The organism is bacterium (genome assembly GCA_020440705.1).
Taxonomy (GTDB): Bacteria; Krumholzibacteriota; Krumholzibacteriia; order LZORAL124-64-63; family LZORAL124-64-63; genus JAGRNP01.
Genome location: JAGRNP010000071.1, coordinates 1 through 20861, shown reverse-complemented (window position 1 = coordinate 20861; position 20861 = coordinate 1). Strand labels below are relative to the sequence as shown.

Below are 20861 nucleotides of genomic sequence, written 5' to 3'. Positions count from 1 at the left end.
GCCACGGCCCAGACGAGTCCGGCCAGGGTGCGTCGGCGGCGACCGAGGCCGGCCCGGGCCCCGATGGCGACCACGAGCACGGCGGCCAGGCCGTGCAGGCCGAGGCGGATGAAGGCGTGGGCGTCGGCGTTCAGCCCGAACAGGGGCCAGGTCAGGGCCCAGTAGAGCCGTTCGAGGGGCCAGCCCGGGGCGCCGCCCTCCAGGCCGGCGGCGGCGGCCAGGCGCGACCAGTCGGAGCCCGACCACCAGGCGCCGAGGGCCGGCAGGCGGCCGCAGACGGCGGCGGCGAAGGCGATGAGGCCGGGCAGGGCGGCGCCGTCGCGCAGGGACAGGGGATGACGGGACGTGGTCTGCAAGGAGTCTCCGGGTGCGGTCGGCCCGCGGGCCGGTGGGGCGATCCGGGCCCATGGTAACCAATCGGCCGGGTTCTGGAAACCGTCGGTTCACGCGATCGCGCGGCCGGACATGGCCGCGGGCCCGGCGGCGTGCTATCATGCGCGCCTCGTCGCGGTCGCCCCGGGACGAGGCCGCGCAGCCGCGAACCCGAACCCGCAGGACACGGAGAACATGAGGCAGCAAGCGATCCGGAACCCGAAACTGGCGGTGGGCGCGGTGGTCGCGCTCGCCCTCGCGGCCCTCGTCGGCTGCGGCGGCGGCGGCGGCGAGGCCGAGGCCCCCGGCGCCTTCGTCATGAGCCAGAACGCCTACGAGGAGTGGGAGATCGGTCTGGTCGAGATGAGGATCCTGAAGAACGACGAGTTCGCGGATCCGGCCCGCTCGCCCCTGCGCGAGGCCGACGTGCCCGGCTTCGAGGCCCTGGACTACTACTTCCCCCGGGCCGACCTGCGCTTCCGCACGCCCTTCCTGGCCGAGGCGGGCAGCGACACCGTGATGCTGGCCAAGCGCAAGGGCGGCGAGGTGCCGTACATCCGGCGCGGACGGGTGCGGTTCCGCCACGATGGCCGCGTGCACGAGCTGCCGGTCTTCGGCCCGGCCAACACGTCGGCCGGCAACTACCTCTGGCTGCCCTTCACCGACCTGACGACCGGCAAGGAGACCTACGCCGGGGGGCGCTACCTCGACATCGAGCTCGACGCCGACGGCATGGTCGACCTGGACTTCAACTTCGCCTACAACCCGCTGTGCATGTACAACGCCGAGAAGTGGAACTGCACGCTGCCCCCGGCCGAGAGCCACCTGGACTTCGCGGTCGAGGCCGGCGAGAAGATCTGGGCCGGCGGCGCGGGGCACTAGGCGGGCGGCGTGGAGATCCTGGCCGGCATCGGGGCCTGGACGGGCTACGCCCTGTGGGCCCTGCTGCTGGTGACCCTCTCCCTCTTCGTGTACCTGGGCCTCGGCGGCACCTTCCTGGTGATCGCCGCGGCCCTGGTGCACGCCCTCGTGACGGGCTTCGATCCGATCGGCTGGCGGCTGCTGCTGATCCTGCTGGGCATCGCGCTGGTGGGCGAGGCGGTCGAGTTCGTGATCGGGACCTTCTACGCCGCGCGCAAGGGCGCCACGCGCTGGGGCGTGGTGGGGGCCTTCATCGGGGGCCTGGTGGGTGCGGCCGCGGGCAACGGCGTGGTGCCGGTGGCCGGGGCGGTGCTCGGGTCGCTGGCGGGGGCCTTCGCCGGCGCCGTGCTGGGCGAGTACCTGCGCAACGAGCGCCTCGAACCGAGCCTGCGCATCGGCGGCCACGCCTTCGTGGGCCGGATCGCCGCCATGGCCTTCAAGCACGTGCTGGCTCTGGTCATGGTCGGTCTCATCCTGCGGGCCACGGCGCCCTGAGCGTCGGCGGTGCCGTCGATTGCAAATCCCGCCAATTCCGAGTAGAGTAGGTGGGAATTCCCGCGATTTTTCCCGCGCACGATTTCCCGAAGGGGCAGGCGGCATGATCGGTCGCGTCATCGGACCCTACGAAGTGGTCGCGTCCATCGGGCGGGGCGGCATGGGTGAGGTCTTCAAGGGCCGGGACACGCGCCTCGACCGGGACGTCGCCCTGAAGGTGCTGCCCGCCGAACTGGCCCGCGACCCCGAGCGCCTGGCCCGCTTCCAGCGCGAGGCGCGGGTGCTCGCCTCCCTGCAGAACCAGAACATCGCCGCCATCTACGGGCTCGAGGAGGCCGACGGCCAGCCCGTGCTCGTCATGGAACTGGCCCTGGGTGACGACCTCAGCGCGCGCCTGCGCGGCGGGCCGCTGCCCGCCGATCAGATCGAGGGCGTGGCCCGCCAGCTGGCCCGGGGGCTCGAGTACGCCCACGAGCAGGGGATCGTGCACCGCGACCTGAAGCCGGCCAACGTGAAGGTCGCCCCGGACGGCACCGTCAAGATCCTGGACTTCGGGCTCGCGCGCGCCTTCAAGGCCGAGGCCGTGGAGGAGGGCGATGCCGAGTCGCAGTCGTACCAGCCGACGATCACCCAGGCCCTGACCGGGTCGGGCGCCGTGCTGGGCACCGCGGCCTACATGAGCCCGGAGCAGGCCCGCGGCTACGAGGTCGACCGCCGCGCCGACATCTGGGCCTTCGGCGTGATCCTGCACGAGATGATGACAGGCGTGCGCCTCTTCGAGGGCGACACGGCCACCGACACCCTCGCCGCCGTGCTGCACAAGGAGCCCGACTGGGAGGCCCTGGCCGCCGACCAGCCGGCCATGCTGGTGCAGATCTGCCGCCGCTGCCTCGAGAAGGATGCGCGGCAGCGCCTGCGCGACATCGGCGAGGCGCGGGTGGCGCTCGAGGGCTCGAGTTCCTCGATCATGAGCATGACCAGTTCGGCCGCCGCCGCCGCCCTGCCGCCGCCGGCGGCGCCCCCCAGTGCGCGCACGGGCTGGGTCGTGGCCGCCGCGCTGGCCGTCGTGGCCGGCCTGGCGGCGTGGGCGGGCCTGACGGGCCGGATCGGGCCGGAGCCCGAGCCGGAGCGGCTCGTGCAGTCGGCGGTGGAGGTGCCCCAGGGGGTCGTGGCCGGCCTCGCGCCCATCGCGCCGGGGCCGCTGCGGGTCTCGCCCGACGGCCGCATGCTCTGCTACAGCGGCACCGACTCGCTGGGCGTGCCGCAGGTGTACGTGCGGCACCTGGCCGACGGCTGGACGCGGCCGCTGAACGGCACGCGCGGCGCCGTGTACCCCTTCTGGTCGGCCGACAGCCGCGAGGTCGGCTTCTCGGACGGCGCCGGGCAGATCCTGCGCGTCCCGGTGGGCGGCGGGCCGGCCGTGCGCGTGGTGCCGGCCTCGAACATGAAGGGCGGTGCCTGGAACCAGTTCGACGAGATCCTCTTCGCCCCGACCCACGCCGGTTCCATCTGGAAGGTGGCCGCCACGGGCGGCGATCCGGTCGATCTGACCCACATCGACCGCGACGAGGGCATCCGCAGCCACCGTTTGCCGGAGTGGCTGCCCGACGGGCGGCACTTCATCTACATCGCCGTCACGCGGGCCGAGGACAACCCCGACCTGGACACGTTCCTGCGCGTGGCCGACGCGGAGACCGGCGAGAGCGTCGACCTGATGCGGGTGCAGTCGAGCGCCCAGTACGCCGAGGGGCACATCCTCTACCCCCACGACGGCCTGCTCATGGCGCGCCCCTTCGATCCAGACCGGCGCGAGTTCACCGGCCCGGCCCGTCCCGTCCTGGACAACGTGCTGATGATCCGGGCGGCCCACCTCTCGGCCTTCTCGGTCAGCCGCAACGGCGTGCTGGCCTACGTGCGGGCCAGCGGCAGCCAGGGGCGGTTCGACATCGAGCGCTATGCGGCGACGGGCGAGTCGCGGGGCACCATCGTGCGGGGGCTGCTGACGGTGGGGCTGGCCTTCGCGCCCGACGGCCGGAGCCTGGCCCTCGCGATTCCCGACGAGCGCACCGGCACCATGGACATGTGGCAGGTCGAGATCGAGCGCGGCCTGCGCACGCGGCTCACCTTCGGCACCGAGAGCGAGTGGGGGCCGGTGTACCATCCGGGCGGCGCGTGGATGGCGGTCTTCGCCGACCCCACCGGGCACGGCGGCGCCTACCGGGTCGACGTGGCCGGCGGCGGCGCCCTGGCCCCGCTCGTGGTCAACGACGAGGACAACTATCCGGGCGGCTTCTCGCCCGACGGCCGCCGGCTCTATTTCGCCGCCTCGGACTCGAGCGCCACGTTCCGCCTGTCCGTGCTCGATCTCGAGTCGGGCGAGGCCCGGCGCCTGCACCCGAACGCCCAGTCGGGCGAGGCGTGGCCGCGCGTGTCGCCCGACGGCCGGTGGCTGGCCTACGTCTCCCAGGAGACCGGCGGCCAGGAGGTCTTCATCGAGGGCCTGGGCGAGCGGCCCGGCCGGTGGCGCGTCTCGGCCGACGGCGGCAACCACCCGCGCTGGTCGCCGCAGGGCGACGTGCTCTACTTCGTGGACGGCGCCCAGAACCTGATCGGGGTCGCCATCGAGGAGCTGCCCGGCGGGCTGCGCTTCGGCGAGTCGCGCGTGCTCGTGACCGGCATCGAGCGCGTGTTCAACGCCCCCTACGACATCGACATGGCCAGCGGCGACATCGCCGTGATGACCGCGTCGGTGGGCACCGGGGCCTCGGCCTTCCCCCTCGTCACCGGCTGGACCCAGCTGCTCGAACGCAACCGAAAGGACTGACGCCGCCATGGATCTCACGCTGGTCGGACTGGTCGACAACAAGGAAGTGCGGCATCCCCTGACCCAGGGGTCGCACGTGATCGGGCGCGCCGACGACGCCGGCCTGAAGCTCGCCCAGCCCAGCGTGTCGCGGCGGCACGCCGAGATCGTCGTGTCCGGCCTCGAGATCCTCGTGCGCGACCTGGGCAGCCACAACGGCACCAAGCTGAACGGCGCCAAGGTCGACCGCGACATGAGCGTGCACATGGGCGACCTGATCGAGGTGGCGAACCTGAGCTTCCGCGTCGAGGGGCCGGGCGGCATGGGGCACACCATCTACAACGAGTCGCAGACGCTGATGCCCAGCGCCGAGCTGAGCTGGGAGGACGTGCAGAAGGAGCGCTCCAACAAGAGCGACCTGCAGTCGCTGCTGTTCCAGGTGCTGGCCGAGGCGGGACAGCTGCTGACGATCCCGCGCGAGCCGGGCGAGATGTACGAGCCGATCCTCGACCTGGTGGAGACGGCGCTGCTCAAGCCCGAACGGATCTTCGTGCTGCTGCTCGAGGAGGGCCGCGACGAGCCGGTGAACCGGGCTTCGCGGGTGATCGGCGACCGGGCCCAGTCGAGCCTGGCCCTGAGCCGCACCATGATGGAGCAGGTCATCGCCAACCGGAAGTCGTTCCTCACCTCCGACCCGCTGAACGATCCCGGCTTCGGCGGCATGATGAGCATGGTCAGCCAGGGCATCCGTTCGGCCATCGCCGTGCCGCTGTTCGACAACGACAAGGTGATCGGGCTGCTCTACGCCGACGACACGCGGCCGGGCAAGCGCTTCAGCAAGGACCAGCTGGCGGCCTTCACCATGCTCGCCAACGTCATCGCCGTGGCCATCACCCACTCGCGCTACCACCAGCTCGAGGAGGAGAAGCGGCGCCAGGACGCCGAGCTGCAGACGGCCGGGGACATCCTCGACAACATCCTGCCCGCCGAGCTGCCCCACTGCCCGGGCTACGAGGTGGCCGCGAGCCTCGAGGCCTGCTTCGAGGTGGGGGGCGACCTCTACGACGCGGTGCGCCTGGCGGACGGGCGCTACGTGTTCCTGCTGGGCGACGTGGTGGGCAAGGGACTGGGCGCGGCGCTGCTGGTGTCGCACATCCTGTCCTGGTCGCGCTTCATGATCGAGGAGGGCTGGGCGCCGCTGGACACGATCAACCGCCTGAACCGGCGCGTGTTCGACTGCACCGACTCGGTGCGCTTCACCACCTTCTTCCTCGGGCACCTCGACCCGGCCACGGGGCGCATCGTGTACGTGAACGCGGGGCACAACCCGCCGTTCATCATCCGGGCCGACGGCAGCGTCGGGACGTGCCCCGCGACGGGCATGCCCGTGGGGATCATCGACGAGTTCCCCTATTCGACGGGCGAGACCCACCTGGACCCGGGCGACCTGCTGGCCCTGTACAGCGACGGCGTGCCCGAGACCCAGCGCGGCGAGCGCGACGAGGACGAGTACGGCGAGGAGCGCTTCGAGGCCTTCCTGAAGGCCGAGCGGGAGACGCCGCTGCGGGAGCTCAGCGACAAGCTGAACCGCGAGCTGGTCGATTTCCGCGGCGACGCCCCCGTGGGGGACGACATCACGCTGCTCCTGCTGCGCCGCGACCCTGTCTAGCGACGAGGACTCCCGCCCGGCGCCGGGATTTCGTATCATGGAGGGGTGGGTCCCGTCCGCCCTTCCGGGAGAGTCCGCCGTGCCGCGCCGTTTCGCCTGCCTGCTCCTGCTGTTCACCGCCCTGGGTGCCGTTCCGGACACCGTGCCGGGCGCCACCGCCGGCACGCTGAGTCCCGGCCTCGCGCGCCTGCTCGCCGCCAAGACCGATCCCGAACCCCTGACCGTGCTCGTGGTGCTCGCCGACCGGGTCGATGCGCCGGCCCTGGCCGCCGACCTGCGCGCCCGCCGCCTGCCGCGGGCCGAGCGCCACCGCCGCGTGGTGACGGCCCTGCAGGAGCGGGCCCGCGCCTCGCAGCGCGAACTGCTGGCCGACCTGGAGCGGGGCGGGCCCGGCGGCGGGGTGGCCGGCTTCACGCCCCACTGGCTGCTGAACGCGGTGGTGGTGCGGGCCGACGCGGCGGCGATCCGGGCCCTGGCCGCGCGGCCGGACGTGGCCCGCGTCGAGGTCGACCTGGTGCCGGCGCTCGTGGAGCCGGTCGCGCCGCCGCAACCGCGCGCCAAGGCGGCCGCGGGCAGCGGCATCGCGCCGGGTGTGGTGGCCGTGGGCGCCCGCCGCGTATGGGACGAACTCGGCTTCGACGGCACCGGCACCCTGATCGGCCTGATCGACTCGGGCGCCGACGTCGCGCACCCCGCCTTCGCCGCGCGCTGGCGGGGAAACTTCGCGCCGACGGCCGAGGCCTGGCGCGACGTGGCGCAGCGCGGCCAGGCCCTGCCCACGGACGTGACCGGCCACGGCACCCATGTGCTCGGCATCGCCGCGGGCGTGGCGGCCGGGGACACCATCGGCGTCGCCCCGGGTGCCCAGTGGATCGCGACCAACGGCATCGTGGCCACCGCGGCCATCTTCGACAACGCCATCCTCTCGTCGCTGGAGTTCATGACCGACCCGGACGGCGATCCGGCCACCCTGGACGACGTGCCCGACGTGGTGAACAACAGCTGGGGCGTGAACGAGAGTTTCGCCGGCTACGTCGACTGCGACAGCCGCTGGTGGGAGATGATCGACAACTGCGAGGCGGCGGGCGTCGTGCTCGTGTGGGCCGCCGGCAACGAGGGACCGGGCGGCGGGACCGTGCGGTCGCCGGCCGACCGGGCGAGCAATCCCTACAACTGCTTCGCGGTGGGGGCGACCTCGTCGTTCGCCCCCTGGCCGGTGGCCGGCTTCTCGAGCCGCGGGCCGTCGGGCTGCGGCGGGCTCGACGCCATCAAGCCCGAGGTGAGCGCGCCCGGCGACTCGATCCTCTCGGCGTTTCCCGGCGGCGGCTACGGCGTGCTGAGCGGCACCTCCATGGCCACGCCGCACGTGGCGGGGGTGGTGGCCCTCATGCGGCAGGCCAACCCGGACGTCGACCCCGTGACCATCAAGGACCTGCTCCTGGCCACCGCCCGCGACCTGGGCGATCCCGGCGAGGACAACGCGAGCGGACACGGCCTCGTGGACGCCTACGCGGCGGTGCTCGCGGTGCAGCAGGGCATCGGGACGGTGGCCGGCGTGGTCAGCGACGCGGTGTCGGGCGCCCCGGTGCCGGGGGCGGTGATCACCCACGAGGAGGGCTACAGCACCACCGTGGCCGACGCCCTCGGCCGCTACAGCCTGACCATGTATGCGGGTCCGGTGGTGATGGTGGCCCGTTCGTTCGGCTACTTCCCCGGCTCGCGGGTCGCGGTGATCCCCGACGGGGGCAGCGTCGCCGGCGACATCGCCCTGACGCCGCTGCCGTCGGCCGTGGTCAGCGGCACGGTGCGGGGACCGGACGGCCTGGCGGTGGCGGGCGCGGCCGTGCGGGCCCTCGGAACGCCGGTGGCGCCGGCCCTGTCCGACGGGGCGGGATCGTACGCCCTGACCCTGCCTGTGGGCGCGGTCTACGAGCTGCGCGCCGACGCCCCCGACCTCGGCGCGGTGGTGGCGACGGTCGCTCTCGCCGCCGACCTCACCCTCGACTTCGACCTGCCGGTGCTCAACCGCGAGGACTGGGAGTCGGGCGGCTTCCTCAGCTTTCCCTGGACGGCCACGGGCGACTTCCCCTGGCAGATCGACACGACGACCTTCTTCGCCGGCGCGGCCAGCGCGCGGGCGGCCGACGTGATCAACGACGAGAGCTCCGGCCTCGCGTTGGCCTACTACGTGTCCGAGCCGGGCGAGCTCAGCTTCCGGTTCAAGGTGTCGTCGGAGGAGGGCTTCGACGGCCTGCAGTTCCGCATCGACGACCGGATCGTCACGGGCTGGTCGGGCGAGGTCGACTGGACCTTCCACAGCGTCGACGTGGCCAAGGGGCACCACACCTTCGAGTGGATCTACCTGAAGGATCCGGCCGTGAGCCGCGGGCAGGACACGGCCTGGCTCGACGACATCGTGCTGCCCCCCACCGGGGAGGAGCAGTTCCCGGACGTGGCGGTGACGCCGGCGTCGCTGGTGGCGACCCTGACCCGGGGGCAGAAGACCGAGCGCGTTCTCGGCGTGGCCAACGCCGGCGGCGAGGTGCTCACCTACGGCGTCACGCTGGCGGAGATCGGGGGCCAGGCCCGGCCGGCGGGGCCCGCCGCCGCGGCGGGGCGCGCGGTGGGGCCGGGAACGGCGCCGAGTCCGGCCCCGTCGGCCAAGGGTGTCGAGCCGGCGGCGACGGTCGTGATCCGACCGACGGGGGCGGGCGGGCCGGACGGCTACGGCTACACCTGGACCGACAGCGATGCGCCCGACGGGCCGCTCTTCGGCTGGGTCGACCTGCCGGGCGGCGGCCAGGCGCTGCCCCCCGCCGACGACTACAGCCATGGACCGGTGGCCCTCGGTTTCCCCTTCGTCTTCTACGGCGCGCCGCGCGACACGGTGCGCATCGACACCAACGGCTTCCTCAGCTTCGCCTCGACGGGCAGCCCGTACCTCAACGCCCCGCTGCCCGACGGCGCGGCGCCCCACGCGGTGGTGGCGGCGTTCTGGGACGACCTGGACCCGTCGGCGGGCGGGCTGGTGAGCTGGTGGGCCGACGGGGCCAACGACCGCTTCCTGGTCCAGTACACCGACGTGCCCCGCTACGGCACCGACGAGCTCGTCACCTGCCAGGTCGAGCTGGCGGCCGACGGGTCGATCACCTGCCGCTACGCGGCGGTGGGGACGGCGGGCTCGTGCACCGTGGGCATCGAGAACGACGCCAGCGACGACGGCCTCACGGCGGTGCACGACGCGCCGGGGGCCCTCCGGCCCGGCTACGCCATCCGCTTCGAGCCGCCGGGATTCCTGCCCTGGGTGTCGGTGTCGCCGCTGGCCGGAACCGTGGCGCCCGGCGGCGCCGACGAGGTGCAGGTGCGCTTCGACGCGACGGGCCTCGCGGCGGGGCCCCACGTGGCGGTGCTGACGGTGGCGAGCAACGATCCGGACCAGCCGGTGGCGGTGGTTTCGCTCGTGCTCTACGTGAACGAGGTCACGGCGGCGCCCGAGGGCGACCTGCCCGCCGCCGTGGCCCTGTCCGGGGCGGTGCCGAATCCGTTCAACCCGCGCACCGAGGTGCGCTACGCTCTGCCCCGCGCGACGGACGTGAGCCTGCGCGTGCACGACGTGCGCGGCCACCTGGTGCGCGAGCTGGTGGCGGGCCGCCGGCCGGCCGGCCGGCACGCCGCGGTGTGGGACGGCACCGATGCCGCGGGACGGGCCGTCGCTTCGGGCACCTACTTCGCCCGGCTCGTGGCCGACGGCGAGGTGCGCGTGACGCGCATGGCGCTGGTCCGCTGAGCGTTGCCCGGGGCGGCGGCGGGCCGTATCCTGATCGGGGCCTTCACCATTCCAGCCGACGGGAGATGACCACGTGCCTGGCCGAACCCATACCCGCATGCGGACCCTTGCGGCGTCCGGCGCCTTTCTTGTCCTCGCCCTGTCCGCGGCTCTCCGGCCGACGCCGGCGGCGGCCTTCCTCGTCGGCGGCGGCTGGACCCGCGCCGACGTGGGCCTCGACGCCGAGGGCGACGGCGTCTGGCTCAGCGCGGGAAGCGACCTCGCCTGGAGCCACCCGTTCCTCTTCGTGCGCGCCACCGTCGACTACGTGCAGAAGAAGGGCAGCCATCCCATCGCCTTCTCCGATCCGGTCGACGGCTTCATCACCGAGGACGCCTCCGTCACCCTGCACGTGGTCGAGCCGACCCTGCTGTTCGGCGCCCGCGCCGCGGCGCTGCCGCTGCAGCCCGGCGTCTACCTGGGCGGATCCGTGGGCCTGAAGGTGAAGGAGAGCTGGTCCGAGTTCCCGGGCATTCCGAGCGAGGAGTTCGGGTACAAGGACACCGACCTCGTCTTCCATCTGGGCGCCCAGTTCGCCGCCGGACCGGCGCTGATCGACGTGCGGTGGTCGCGCTCGCTGGTGGGCCAGCTCCTGTTCGACAACCGCGACCTGCCCCTGTACCAGCCCGAGAAGGCCGCCGACACGGGCGACGTGCGGCAGCCCGAAGAGGGCTTCGACACCGAGGTGGTGCGGGTCGGGGTGCTGCTGGGGTTCTGAGGTCTCAGCGGGCCAGCAGGCCCGCGCCGATCACGGCCAGCAGCAGCGCCACCAGGCGCCGGAAGGTGCGCTCGGAGATGCGCACGTGGGCCCGGTGCCCCCACCAGGCGCCGCAGACCACGGCCGGGGCCACGGCCAGGGCCGACCACAGGCGGGGCGTCGTGATCAGGCCGGCCGCGGCGTAGCTCGGGGCCCGCACCAGGGTCATCAGCAGGAAGATCGTCATCAGGTTGGCGCGGAAGGCGCTCTTGCCCACGTCGGCCAGGTGGTACCAGATGATCACCGGCGGCCCGCCCGTGCCGAACAGGCCGTTGAGCACCCCGCTGACCAGGCCCACCGGCGGCGCCAGCGCGCCCCGGGGCCGCCAGCGCCCGCCGGGCGGCAGGGCCGCGAAGACCGCTCCCACAAGCACCAGGAAGACACCGAGGGCCTTCAGCAGCGGCGTGGTCGGCACCCGCTCGAGCAGCCACGCGCCCACGGGAATGCCCACGGCGATGCCCGCCCCGAGCCCCATGATCGGCCGCCAGCGGATCTCGTGCCGCGACCGCCAGCTCACCAGCACCTCGGCCGGCAGGTTCACCAGCAGCACCATCACCACCGGGTCGCGCAGGTCGGGGAAGACGAGCGCCAGGGCTCCGACCGTGATCAGCCCCGAGCCGAAGCCGAAGAGCACGTACACGAGCTGGGCCACCACCAGCACGGCGCAGGTCAGGGCGTAGAGGGCGGGGCCGGTGAAGATGGTCTCGGGCACGGGGTCTCCCGTCGCGGGGATCAGTAGCGCCAGCGCAGGGTCAGGCCCAGCCAGGTGGAGGGATCGACGGCGAGGGCGGGGTCGGTGTCGCCCGCCAGGGGGCGGGGCTCGCGGTCGCAGATGGCGAGGTCGAGATCGGCCGGACCGAGCTGCACCGCCGCGCCCAGGTTCACCGTGAAGCGGGCCCAGTCGTCGCGGAAGGCGCCGTCGGCCGAGACCTCGCTCACGTCGGCGTAGCGGAACGAGCCGCGGAACATGAGCCAGTGGCGGAAGCGCGACTCGAAGCCGGCGGCCAGGGCCCAGGTGTCGCGGCGCCGGCCGGCGATGCCCGCCGGCGCGTCGTCCCAGGCGGCGCCGCGCAGGTCGACGTGGGTGTGGGCGTGTTCGGCCGAGACGACCATCACGTGGTCCGGATCGGGGTACCAGTTCAGGCCGGCGCCCACCTGCAGGCGCTGGCCGCGCACGGAGCGCGCCAGGTCGGCGGCCGGGGCGGCGACGGGGCGGTCGGCCGCGATCCAGTCGAGCAGGGGCACGAGGGCCGTGTGTTCGCCGACGCGCAGGAAGGCGCGGGCGCGCAGGCCGAGGCCGTCGCCGCCGGCGGTGTCGACGCCGGGCCCCTCGGTGACCGTCTCCTCGTGGCGCCGCGTCTCGCCGGCCAGGTCGAGGTAGGCGCCGTCGGCCACGTCCCAGCGCAGGCCGGCGCCGAACTCGGTGCGCGTGCCCAGGCGGTTGTAGGGGTTGACGTCCTCGCGCCGGCTCGCGCGCACCAGCAGCGCCGGCTGCACGGCGCCGAAGCGGCGGCCCCAGACCAGGGTGCCCGTGGCGCCGAGGCGGTCGCGGGCCAGGGAGCCGGGGTCGGTGTCGTCGCCCCGTTCGTGCCAGTAGGCGGCGATCACGCCCCACACGCCGGCCGAGTCGGGCTGCACGTGGGCGCCGAGGGCCGGCCCGGAGACCCGGGCGCCGGCGGTGTCGTGCCAGCCCTCGGGCAGGGTGAAGTGGCCGAGGTCGAGCACGAGGGCGTCCGGATAGTCGACGACGCTGCCGTACCAGCGCAGGACGTTGGCGTCGTCCTCGAGGTAGGCGCCGCCGCCGAGGGCGGCGAGGCGGGCCGAGGTGGCGTGCGCGCCGCCGCCGGACAGGGCGCAGACGACGGCCAGCACGAGGGCCGGCCCGCACGGGGGACGTTGCAGAAGCGAAGGGCGCGGGCGCGTCACGGCGGCGGGGACCTTTCGGCTGGAGACGTGGCGTTCGGCGCGACGGGAGCGGGTTCCCGGGCGGAGCCTAGCACAGGGCGGTGCCGGGGCAAACCGCCGAACGGGACCGCGGCGCCGGGGGCCCGGCCCGGCGGGGGACTTGCCGTCCCCGCCGGTCGTGCCGAGATTGTGCCGGACACGACGCAACCCACGGAGCAGCCATGGATCTCGACGGCGGTCAGCGCCCGGACATCGAATACCCCTGCCCCTGGGACTTCAAGGTGATCGGCACCTGCGAGGAGTCCCTGCGCGGCGCCGTGCGCGATTGCCTGGCCGCCTCCCTCAACGGCGACTTCGGCGACCGCGAGTTCGAGCTCGGCCTGAGCCGCACCTCGTCCGGCGGCAAGTACGTGTCGCTCTGCCTGAACCTCATGGTCATGGACGAACCGGAACGCAACGCCATCTTCGCCTCGCTCGCCGGACATCCCGAAATCCGCATGGTCATCTGAAGATCCGGCGCGCCGGAACCCGCACCGGACGCGGCGCCGGACGCCGCGTCGTGGTCGGGCGCGCCGGGCGGCACGCCGGACGCCTCAGCGCGGTTCGGGCGGGATCGCCAGCTCGGGCACGGCCGTCACGTCGACGGGTCCGGACTCGGTCGGCGGCCCATCCGGCGGCACGTCCGGCGGGGTCTCGGGCGTGCGCGGCACCAGCCGCATGTAGCTGCGGTAGCGGTTGAGGATCTCCTCGACGTAGGACACCGTCTCCGCGCCGCCGTAGTAGCCGTGGCGGGCGCGGCTGAAGTGGCGCCGCTCCATCAGCCGCGGCAAGGTCACCGCGAGCGAACCCTCCCACCGGTTGGGATTGCGGCCCATCTCCATGGCGATGCGGCGGGCGTCGGTCACGTGGCCGTGGCCGGCGTGGTACTCCGCGAGGGTGAAGCGCAGGCGGTCGAGGGAGTCGAGGTAGGCGTAGCTGAGCCAGGTCGCGCGCATGAGGCGCAGGCCCGCGGTGAGGTTGGCCTCGGGCTCGTACAGGCTGTCGCCCTGGGCACCGCCGAAGCGGGGCAACACCTGCATCAGGCCCCGGGCATTGGCGCGGCTGCGCGCGAAGGGGTAGAAGCGCGACTCCTGGTAGATCTGGGCCGCGATGAGGCGCCAGTCGAAGCCCGCCTCCTCGGCCTTGCGCCGGATGAGGTCGTCGTAGGGCGAGATGGCGCCGCTGAGATCGGGGCGGTTGGCCGCCTCGCGGAAGCCCCGGATCGTGAGGGGGTTCTCGAAGTAGCGGTCGTAGATGATGCCGTAGGTGCGGCTGCGCAGGGGCTCGCCGTCGGCGCTCATCCAGATGTGCCGGCGCAGGAACTCGTTCACCGCCGCCCGCAGGTCGGGGCAGTTCTCGCGCAGGTACCACACGGTGGGCTGGCGCGGGCCGAGCACCGGCCCGATGCGCAGGCCGGGCAGGTGCTTCATGGTCGCGCGGGCGACGATGTCGTCGACCACCACCGCGTCGCTGCGGCCGGCGGCCACGTCGGCGAGGAGCTCCTCCGGGTCGGCGCCGGGCCGGCCCGCCGTGACGAAGAAGTGCAGGCGGTGCTCGCGCCGGTAGGCCAGCAGCGCCTCGCGGTTCGGCTCGCCCGCGGGCACGGTCACTGTCATGCGGTTCAGGGAGGCCGGGTCGTCGTCGATGGGCGAGTCCTCGGCCACGACGAGCACCTTGCGCACGAAGTTGGTGGGGCGGGTGGCGGTCGTCCAGCGGCCGAGGTCCCCGTCCGGGGTCAGGCCGGCGCAGACGAGGTCGCCGCGGCCGGCGTTGAGCAGCGACACGAGGTCGGCGTCGTCGTCGACCACCTCGACCTCCAGGGTCAGGTCGTGCTCGCGGGCGAAGTGGAGGGCCAGCTCGTAGTCGAAGCCGGCCTGGCCGCCCTTGTGGATGAAGTAGTTGGTGGCGTTGTAGCGGGTCAGGATCCGCAGCACCCCGCCACCGTGGATGGCGCCGAGATCGTGCTCGAGGGCCGGATGGGCGATGGCCGGTTGCCGGTCGGTCGCGGACGGGAATCCGTCGTCGATGCGGTCGCCGCAGCCGCCGAACAGCAGGGCCAGTGCCACGGGGAACCACAGTCCCCGGGGCCGGCGTCGCCCCGGTGGGGGCGCGCTTGCCATGCGCGCGCGCGGACGGATCGTGGTCCTGCCTCTCGTCGGAGCCGGTAGCGAATGCGACAACTGCCGTGTTCACAGCAGGATTCGGGCCAGACGCCTCCCAGGGCGCGGGCGGCGGGGCCCAGGGCCCGGCCGGAGCGGACCGATCGCCACATGGTACCAGCAGGGGGGCCGTCGCACCAGAGCCCCGCCGCGGGGACGACGGCCACCGGCCGGGCCGGCGACCGCCGCCGGCCGCCCAAACGCCGGTTTCGCCCGTTCGTTCCAACGGTTATACTGGTCGGGCACACGGCCGTGCGACCCCGGAAGGACCGCCATGGACGACGTCCGCATCTTCACCGGCACCCTGATCGCCGACCTGGTGCTGCCCGGAGCGCGCACGCTCAAGGAGAGGCGCGCGCCCCTGCAGGCCCTGATCCGGAAACTGCGCAACCATGACCTCGCCGTCGCCCAGGTCGGGCCCGCCGAGTTGACCCAGCGGGCCTTCGTGGCCGTGTCCGCCGTGAGCGGGTCGGCGGCCCTGCTCGACGACCTGCTCGCCGAAGCCGAGCGGCTGCTCTTCGCCTCGGACTTCGAGGTGGGCGAGTTGCGCCGGCTGGACGGCGTGGAGTCCTTCCCTTCGGGCTGACGCGCCCCGCGCCGCGTCCCGCAACCAGGAGACCGATGCCCTTGCCGCACCTGATCGACCTGAGCCACCCCATCGTGCCGGACATGCCCCAGTGGCCCGGCGACGGGCAGCCCCTCGAGATTTCCCGCCTGAGCCGGCACGGCCCCGACTCGCACATGAGCAGCGCGCTCCGCTTCGGCTGCCACGTGGGCACCCACATCGACGCGCCCCTGCACTTCCTGGACGGGGCCCCGTCGGTCGACACCATGCCGCTGGAACGCTTCTGCGGCCCGGCCCTGGTCGTGCGCTGCCCCGACGGCGACAAGCCCGGCGCTCTCGGTCCCGAACTGCTCGACGGCCACGACCTGGCGGGCATCGACTTCGTGCTCTTCGCCACCGGCCTGGCCCGGCACTGGGGCACGCCGCGCTACTACGCGGGCTGGTCGTACCTGAGTCCGGCCCTGGCCCGCCGGCTGGCGGACGCCGGCCTCAAGGGCGTGGGGCTCGACACGCCCAGCCTCGATCCCTTCGGCGGCCAGGAGGCCCACGACATCTGCGCCCCGGCCGGCCTGATCAACATCGAGAACCTGGCCGACCTGTCCGGCGTGCCGGACCGGGGCTGGGAGCTGATGGTCTTCCCCCTGCGGCTGCACGGCACGGAGGCCTCGCCGGTGCGCGCGGTGGCCCGCCTGGAGGCGCAGCCTTGAACCCGCTCGATATCCTGATCTTCGGCGGCGGGCTCGTGCTGCTGATCGGCGGCGCCTGGGTGCTGATCAGCGGCGGCACGCGCGTCGCCGCGGTGATGGGCGTGCCGCCGGTGGTGGTGGGCCTGACGGTGGTGGCCTTCGGCACCTCGGCGCCCGAACTCTTCGTCTCGATCCTGGGCGCCATGAAGGGGTCGTCGGGGCTCGTCCTGGGCAACGTGGTCGGCTCGAACGTGGCGAACCTGGGCCTGATCCTGGCCCTGGCCGCCATCATCCGGCCCGTGATCGTGGAGAAGGGGCTGAGCCGCAACGAGGTGCCCTTCACCCTGGCCGCCTCGGCGGTCTTCGCGTGGCAGGTGTGGGACGGCACCCTGTCGCGGCTGGACGCGGCGGTGCTCGTGGCGGGCTTCGTCGCGTTCATGGGCTGGACCTGGCGCAACCGCGACCGGGGCGCCCTGGTGCCGGCCGCGCCGGAGGTGCAGGTGGCGCCGGACCGGCGTGGTCGCGAGATGGCCGTGGGCGGCCTGATGGTCGCGGGCGGCGTGATCGGCCTGGCCGGGGGCGGGCAGCTCATCGTCGACGCGGCGGTGCGCATGGCGGCCGCCTTCGGCGTGTCCGAGACGGTCATCGGCCTGACCATGGTGGCCGTCGGCACGAGCCTGCCGGAACTGGCGACCACGATCGTGGCCGCGTTCCGGGACGAGGACGATCTGGCCCTCGGCAACATCATCGGCTCGAACCTCTTCAACATCCTGGCGGTGGCCGGCCCGGTGGGCCTGGTGTGGGGCCTGAACGTCGAGGACGGGCAGGCGCCCCTGCGGCAACTGCCCCTGGCGCCGTCGCCGAACCAGCTGCAGCTCGTCTCGATGCTGCTCGTGACCCTGCTCGTGTTCGTGATGATCGTCCTGGGGCGGGGGAAGGTCGGCCGCCTGCGGGGGCTGTTGCTCCTCGCCGTGTATGCCGCGATCATGTTCATCTGGACCACGTCCTGAGACCGGCGGCGCCGCGCGTTCCGCGGCGTGGCCCCAGCACCCCGAAAGGCCACGGGCACACCCCATGGACGAGAACGGCAAGAGGCAACAGCACGGCCGGCGACCCGGCGCCGCGCGCGGGGACGAGGCGCCCCTGTGGCATCCGGCCCGGGCCATCGGCCTGGCGCGGGCGCTCCTGAAGTCGGGTTACGCCACGCGGCGCGAAGCCGAGCGGTACGTGCGCGAGGGCCGGGTCCGGGTCGGCAGCGAGATCGTGACCGATCCGGGCCGCACCGTCGAGCCGGGGGCGACGATCTTCCTGGACGGGCGCCCCCTCGTGCGGCTGGAGATGCGCTACTTCGTGTTGAACAAGCCGCTGCGCGTGACCAGCGACACCGCCGAGGGCACCGGCCGCCGCCACGTGGCCGACTTCTTCCCGCCCGACGTGCCGGGCATGGCCGCCGCCGGCCGCATGGATGCCAAGAGCCAGGGCCTGATCCTCATGTCCAACGACACGGCCTGGAACACCCTGGTGACGACCACGCCCGGCCTGGAGCAGGAGTTCCGGGTGCAGGTCGACGGCGCCCTCACCGACATCGAGATCAGCGTCATGGGGGCCGGCGTGCAGCTGCCCGGCCTCGGCCTCTTCCGCCCGCGCACGGTGCGGGTGATCGAGCGCATGCAGGACCGCACCGTCGTCAGCATCACCCTGCGCGAGGGGAAGGTGCGCCAGCTGCGGCGCATGCTCGAGACCCTGCGGCACAAGGTCACGGTGGTGCGGCGCATCCGCATCGGGGACATCCGGCTGGGCGATCTGCAGGTGGGGGCCGTGCGCGAGCTGAGCGGTCCGGAGGTGCAGTCGATCCGCGAGATCGCGGCGGCCGGCCGCAAGCGCGAGAAGCGGCGCGGCGAGAAGGAGCCGGCATGAGCGGCGGCGTGGTCACGGCGGCGCTGGCGGCGGGCCTCGGCCTGGCGGCGCTGCTGCTGCTGGCCCAGACCTGGCGCCTGCGGCGTCGCGAGGCGGAACTCGCCGCGGCCGCGGCGGCCCTCGCCCGGCAGGAGAGCCTGGTCTCCCTCGGTCGGCTCATGGCGGGCATCGCCCACGAATTGAACACGCCCCTCGGCGCGGTGTGCTGCTCGGTGGGCACCCAGCAGAAGGCCGTCGACCACCTGGCCGAGGCCGTGGCGCAGCTCCAGCAGCCGGGCGCCGATGCGGCCGCGGTCGGTGCCCGCCTGCAGAAGGTGCTCGGCGCGCTGCGGGGCACGAGCCCGGTGCTGGACGAGGCCCTCGGCCGCACCAACGCCCTGCTGCGCGAGATGCGCCTGGCCGGACGCGGCGAGACGCCCGCGCCGGAGCCCGTCGACGTGAACGCCCTGGTCGAAGGCACCCTCCTGCTCACGAACCACGAGTTGAAGAACGTGGTCACCGTGCACCGCGAACTCGGCGAGGTGCCGCCGGTGTCCGGCTGGCCCGGCCCGCTGGGCCAGGTGCTGCTGAACCTGGTGCTCAATGCGCGCCAGGCCACGGGCGAGGGAGGGCACGTGACCATCGCCACCGACACGGTCGACGGACGGGTGCGGGTGCGGGTGAGCGACGACGGTCCGGGCCTGCCCGAGGTGTGCGCCGACCGCCTCTTCGAAGCCGGCTTCACCACCAAGGACGCCGACGCCGGCACCGGGCTGGGCCTGTTCATCAGCCGCCGCATCGTCGCGCGGCACGGCGGCGAGCTGACGGCGGCCAACCGCCCCGGGGGCGGCGCCGAGTTCACGCTGCTGCTGCCGGTCGCGGCGGCCTGATGGGCCTGCTGGCCGGCAGCCTGCTCGACCTGCGTCGGGGCGAGCGGCGGATGGCCCTCCTGATGGGGGCGAACTACTTCCTGCTGCTGCTGTTCTACTACCTCCTGAAACCCGCCCGCGACTCGCTCTTCCTGGTCGACCAGGCGCCCGACCGCCTGCCCCTGGTGTACATCCTGACGGCGCTGATCGCCGCGCCCGTCACCGCCGCCTACGCCCGCGCCGGGGCGCGCCGCCGCCTCGACCGCCTGGTGCTGCTGACGACCGGCTTCCTGGCGGCGAATCTGGTGCTCCTGCGCCTGGCCCTGCCGCTGGGTTCGTCGTGGCTGTACTACGTCTTCTACAGCTGGGTCGGCGTGGCGGGGGGGCTCACCACGAGCCAGTTCTGGCTGCAGGCCAACGGGGTCTTCGACGCGAGCCAGGCCAAGCGCATCTTCCCCCTGCTCACGGTGGGGGGCATCGCCGGGGCCTTCTGCGGCGGGGAGATCACCAGCTTCCTGCTCGAGAACCTCGGCCTCGACACGACCGACCTGCTCGCCGTCAGCGCGGGCGTGCTGGCGGTGTCGGGCGGGCTGAGCGCCCTGGTGTGGCGGGGGCGGGCCCGGGGGCGCGAGGTGATTCCCGAGAGCGGTCCGGAGGAGGGCGCCACGGGGTCGGACCTGCGGGGCGTCGTGCTGTCGATCCTGCGCTCGCGCCATCTGCTGCTGACGGTGGGCATCATCTCGCTGACGGTGATGACGGCCAGCTTCGTCGACTTCCAGTTCAAGACCGTCAGCTGGCAGGCCTACCGCGACGGCACCGAACTGACGGCCTTCCTGGGCCGTTTCTACGGGCGCATGAGCCTGCTGTCGCTGCTGTTCCAGCTGCTGCTGGCGCCGCGCCTGATCCGCTGGTTCGGCGTGGGCAACACGGTGCTCGTGCTGCCGGCGGTGATGCTGGTCGGCGCCGTGGCCATGGTCGCGGTGCCGGGGCTGGCCGCGGCGCGGGTGCTGCGGGGCGGCGACATGGTGCTGAAGTACAGCCTCGACCGCACGAGCCGCGAGCTGCTCTTCCTGCCCATTCCGCTGGCCCTGAAGAAGCGCACCAAGGTCTTCATCGACATGTTCGTCGACCGCTGGGCGCGGGGGCTCGCGGGCGGGCTGCTGCTGCTGCTGGGCAGCGTGCTGGGGCTCGGCCTGCGGCACGTGGCCGCGGTGACGGTGGTGCTCCTGCTCGTCTGGCTGCTGCTGGCCCTGATGATGCGGCGGGCCTACGTCGATTCGTTCCGGGCGGCCATCTCCCGGCGCGAGATCGACCTGAGCGACCTGCGGGTGCGGCTCGACGACGCCAAGACCCTCGAGGTGCTCCTGGGCGCCCTGGCCGGGGGCGACCGGCGCGAGACGATCTACGCCCTGGACATGCTGGTGGGGGTGTCGTCGCCGGCGGTGGCCTACGCCGTGCGGCCGCTGCTCGGCCACGAGGCGGCCGACGTGCGCCGCCGGGCGGTGGCGGTGCTGGCCGAGGCGCCGCGCCCGGAGGACGCGGAGCCGGTCGCGCCGCTGCTCGACGATCCGGACCTGGACACGCGGGTCGCCGCGGTGGCCCTGCTGGCCCGGCTGCGGGATCCGGCCGCCCGGCCCGACCTGCTCACCGGCCTGCTGCGGGGCCCGGGCCGCGGGCGCAACGCCGCCCTGGCCTGGCTCGGCCGGACCGATGCCGACGAGGACCTGCGCGGACTCGTCGACCGCGCGGTCGTCGACGGGGTGCTGGCCTGCGGCGAGGGCGAGGGCTGCGAGGGCCGCCGCGTGCTGGCCGGCCTGCCCTGGGCGCCGGCCGGACTGGGCGACGAGCTGTGGGACGCGCTCCTGGACGACGCCGATCCCGGCGTGGTCGACGCGGCCA

Annotated in this window: 17 protein-coding genes; 13 read left to right on the top strand and 4 right to left on the bottom strand. The window is 73.6% G+C overall.

Annotated elements, in window-relative coordinates; all coding sequences use genetic code 11:
- On the bottom strand, positions 1–356 hold a 356-nt coding region (locus KDM41_11490), incomplete at its 3' end, for a hypothetical protein (GenBank protein MCB1184047.1).
- Between the two features lie 211 nt (positions 357–567).
- Here KDM41_11490 and KDM41_11485 point away from each other — a divergent pair.
- From KDM41_11485 to KDM41_11460, 6 genes are all read left to right on the top strand, one after another.
- Positions 568–1254 carry a DUF1684 domain-containing protein gene (locus KDM41_11485; GenBank protein MCB1184046.1) on the top strand — a complete coding sequence of 229 codons (687 nt, stop codon included), beginning with the start codon at positions 568–570 and terminating at the stop codon, positions 1252–1254.
- 9 nt (positions 1255–1263) lie between these two features.
- On the top strand, positions 1264–1788 hold the full coding sequence (locus KDM41_11480; GenBank protein ID MCB1184045.1) for a DUF456 domain-containing protein: 525 nt from the start codon (positions 1264–1266) through the stop codon (positions 1786–1788).
- Between the two features lie 103 nt (positions 1789–1891).
- Complete coding sequence (locus KDM41_11475) at positions 1892–4612, top strand: serine/threonine-protein kinase (GenBank protein ID MCB1184044.1); 2721 nt, start codon at positions 1892–1894, stop codon at positions 4610–4612.
- A gap of 7 nt (positions 4613–4619) precedes the next feature.
- Entirely contained in the window at positions 4620–6260 is a 1641-nt protein-coding gene (locus KDM41_11470) for a SpoIIE family protein phosphatase (protein ID MCB1184043.1), read from the top strand.
- Between the two features lie 79 nt (positions 6261–6339).
- Positions 6340–10047 (top strand): S8 family serine peptidase, encoded by a 3708-nt coding sequence (locus tag KDM41_11465; protein ID MCB1184042.1) that lies wholly within the window; start codon positions 6340–6342, stop codon positions 10045–10047.
- Positions 10048–10120: 73 nt separating this feature from the next.
- The gene (locus KDM41_11460) at positions 10121–10804 is read left to right on the top strand and encodes a hypothetical protein (GenBank protein MCB1184041.1); all 684 of its coding nucleotides are present in this window, start codon (positions 10121–10123) and stop codon (positions 10802–10804) included.
- A 4-nt stretch (positions 10805–10808) separates the two neighbouring features.
- Here the strand turns inward: KDM41_11460 and KDM41_11455 are convergent, their stop codons facing one another.
- Positions 10809–11555 carry a sulfite exporter TauE/SafE family protein gene (locus tag KDM41_11455; protein MCB1184040.1) on the bottom strand — a complete coding sequence of 249 codons (747 nt, stop codon included), beginning with the start codon at positions 11553–11555 and terminating at the stop codon, positions 10809–10811.
- Positions 11556–11575: 20 nt separating this feature from the next.
- Entirely contained in the window at positions 11576–12769 is a 1194-nt protein-coding gene (locus KDM41_11450; GenBank protein ID MCB1184039.1) for a hypothetical protein, read from the bottom strand.
- 200 nt (positions 12770–12969) lie between these two features.
- Here KDM41_11450 and KDM41_11445 point away from each other — a divergent pair, with 200 nt between their 5' ends.
- Positions 12970–13257, top strand: a complete 288-nt coding sequence (locus KDM41_11445) for a DUF493 domain-containing protein (protein ID MCB1184038.1) — start codon at positions 12970–12972, stop codon at positions 13255–13257.
- Positions 13258–13341: 84 nt separating this feature from the next.
- On the opposite strand, the gene KDM41_11440 is transcribed toward KDM41_11445, so the two are convergent.
- Positions 13342–14853, bottom strand: coding sequence for a transporter substrate-binding domain-containing protein (locus KDM41_11440; GenBank protein ID MCB1184037.1), 1512 nt, complete (start codon positions 14851–14853; stop codon positions 13342–13344).
- Positions 14854–15220: 367 nt separating this feature from the next.
- Between KDM41_11440 and KDM41_11435 the strand changes: the two genes are divergently transcribed.
- The 6 genes from KDM41_11435 to KDM41_11410 all read left to right on the top strand — a co-directional run.
- A complete protein-coding gene (locus KDM41_11435; protein MCB1184036.1) occupies positions 15221–15532 on the top strand; it encodes a DUF503 domain-containing protein in 312 nt (103 codons plus the stop codon).
- 41 nt (positions 15533–15573) lie between these two features.
- Positions 15574–16218, top strand: a complete 645-nt coding sequence (locus tag KDM41_11430; protein MCB1184035.1) for a cyclase family protein — start codon at positions 15574–15576, stop codon at positions 16216–16218.
- Entirely contained in the window at positions 16215–17207 is a 993-nt protein-coding gene (locus KDM41_11425; protein MCB1184034.1) for a calcium/sodium antiporter, read from the top strand. Before KDM41_11430 ends, KDM41_11425 begins: the two co-directional genes overlap by 4 nt.
- A gap of 64 nt (positions 17208–17271) precedes the next feature.
- A complete protein-coding gene (locus KDM41_11420; GenBank protein MCB1184033.1) occupies positions 17272–18114 on the top strand; it encodes an rRNA pseudouridine synthase in 843 nt (280 codons plus the stop codon).
- On the top strand, positions 18111–18983 hold the full coding sequence (locus KDM41_11415) for a hypothetical protein (GenBank protein MCB1184032.1): 873 nt from the start codon (positions 18111–18113) through the stop codon (positions 18981–18983). The genes KDM41_11420 and KDM41_11415 overlap by 4 nt, the downstream gene beginning before the upstream one ends.
- Positions 18983–20861, top strand: a 1879-nt coding sequence (locus KDM41_11410; protein MCB1184031.1) for a HEAT repeat domain-containing protein, incomplete at its 3' end; no start/stop codon positions are given. The genes KDM41_11415 and KDM41_11410, both read left to right, overlap by 1 nt.

Bases quoted from the DNA above. Each gene is read 5' to 3' on its own strand.
- KDM41_11485 (MCB1184046.1), top strand. From the start codon at position 568: ATGAGGCAGCAAGCGATCCGGAACCCGAAACTGGCGGTGGGCGCGGTG.
- KDM41_11475 (MCB1184044.1), top strand. From the start codon at position 1,892: ATGATCGGTCGCGTCATCGGACCCTACGAAGTGGTCGCGTCCATCGGG.
- KDM41_11470 (MCB1184043.1), top strand. From the start codon at position 4,620: ATGGATCTCACGCTGGTCGGACTGGTCGACAACAAGGAAGTGCGGCAT.
- KDM41_11445 (MCB1184038.1), top strand. From the start codon at position 12,970: ATGGATCTCGACGGCGGTCAGCGCCCGGACATCGAATACCCCTGCCCC.
- KDM41_11435 (MCB1184036.1), top strand. From the start codon at position 15,221: ATGGACGACGTCCGCATCTTCACCGGCACCCTGATCGCCGACCTGGTG.
- KDM41_11420 (MCB1184033.1), top strand. From the start codon at position 17,272: ATGGACGAGAACGGCAAGAGGCAACAGCACGGCCGGCGACCCGGCGCC.
- KDM41_11415 (MCB1184032.1), top strand. From the start codon at position 18,111: ATGAGCGGCGGCGTGGTCACGGCGGCGCTGGCGGCGGGCCTCGGCCTG.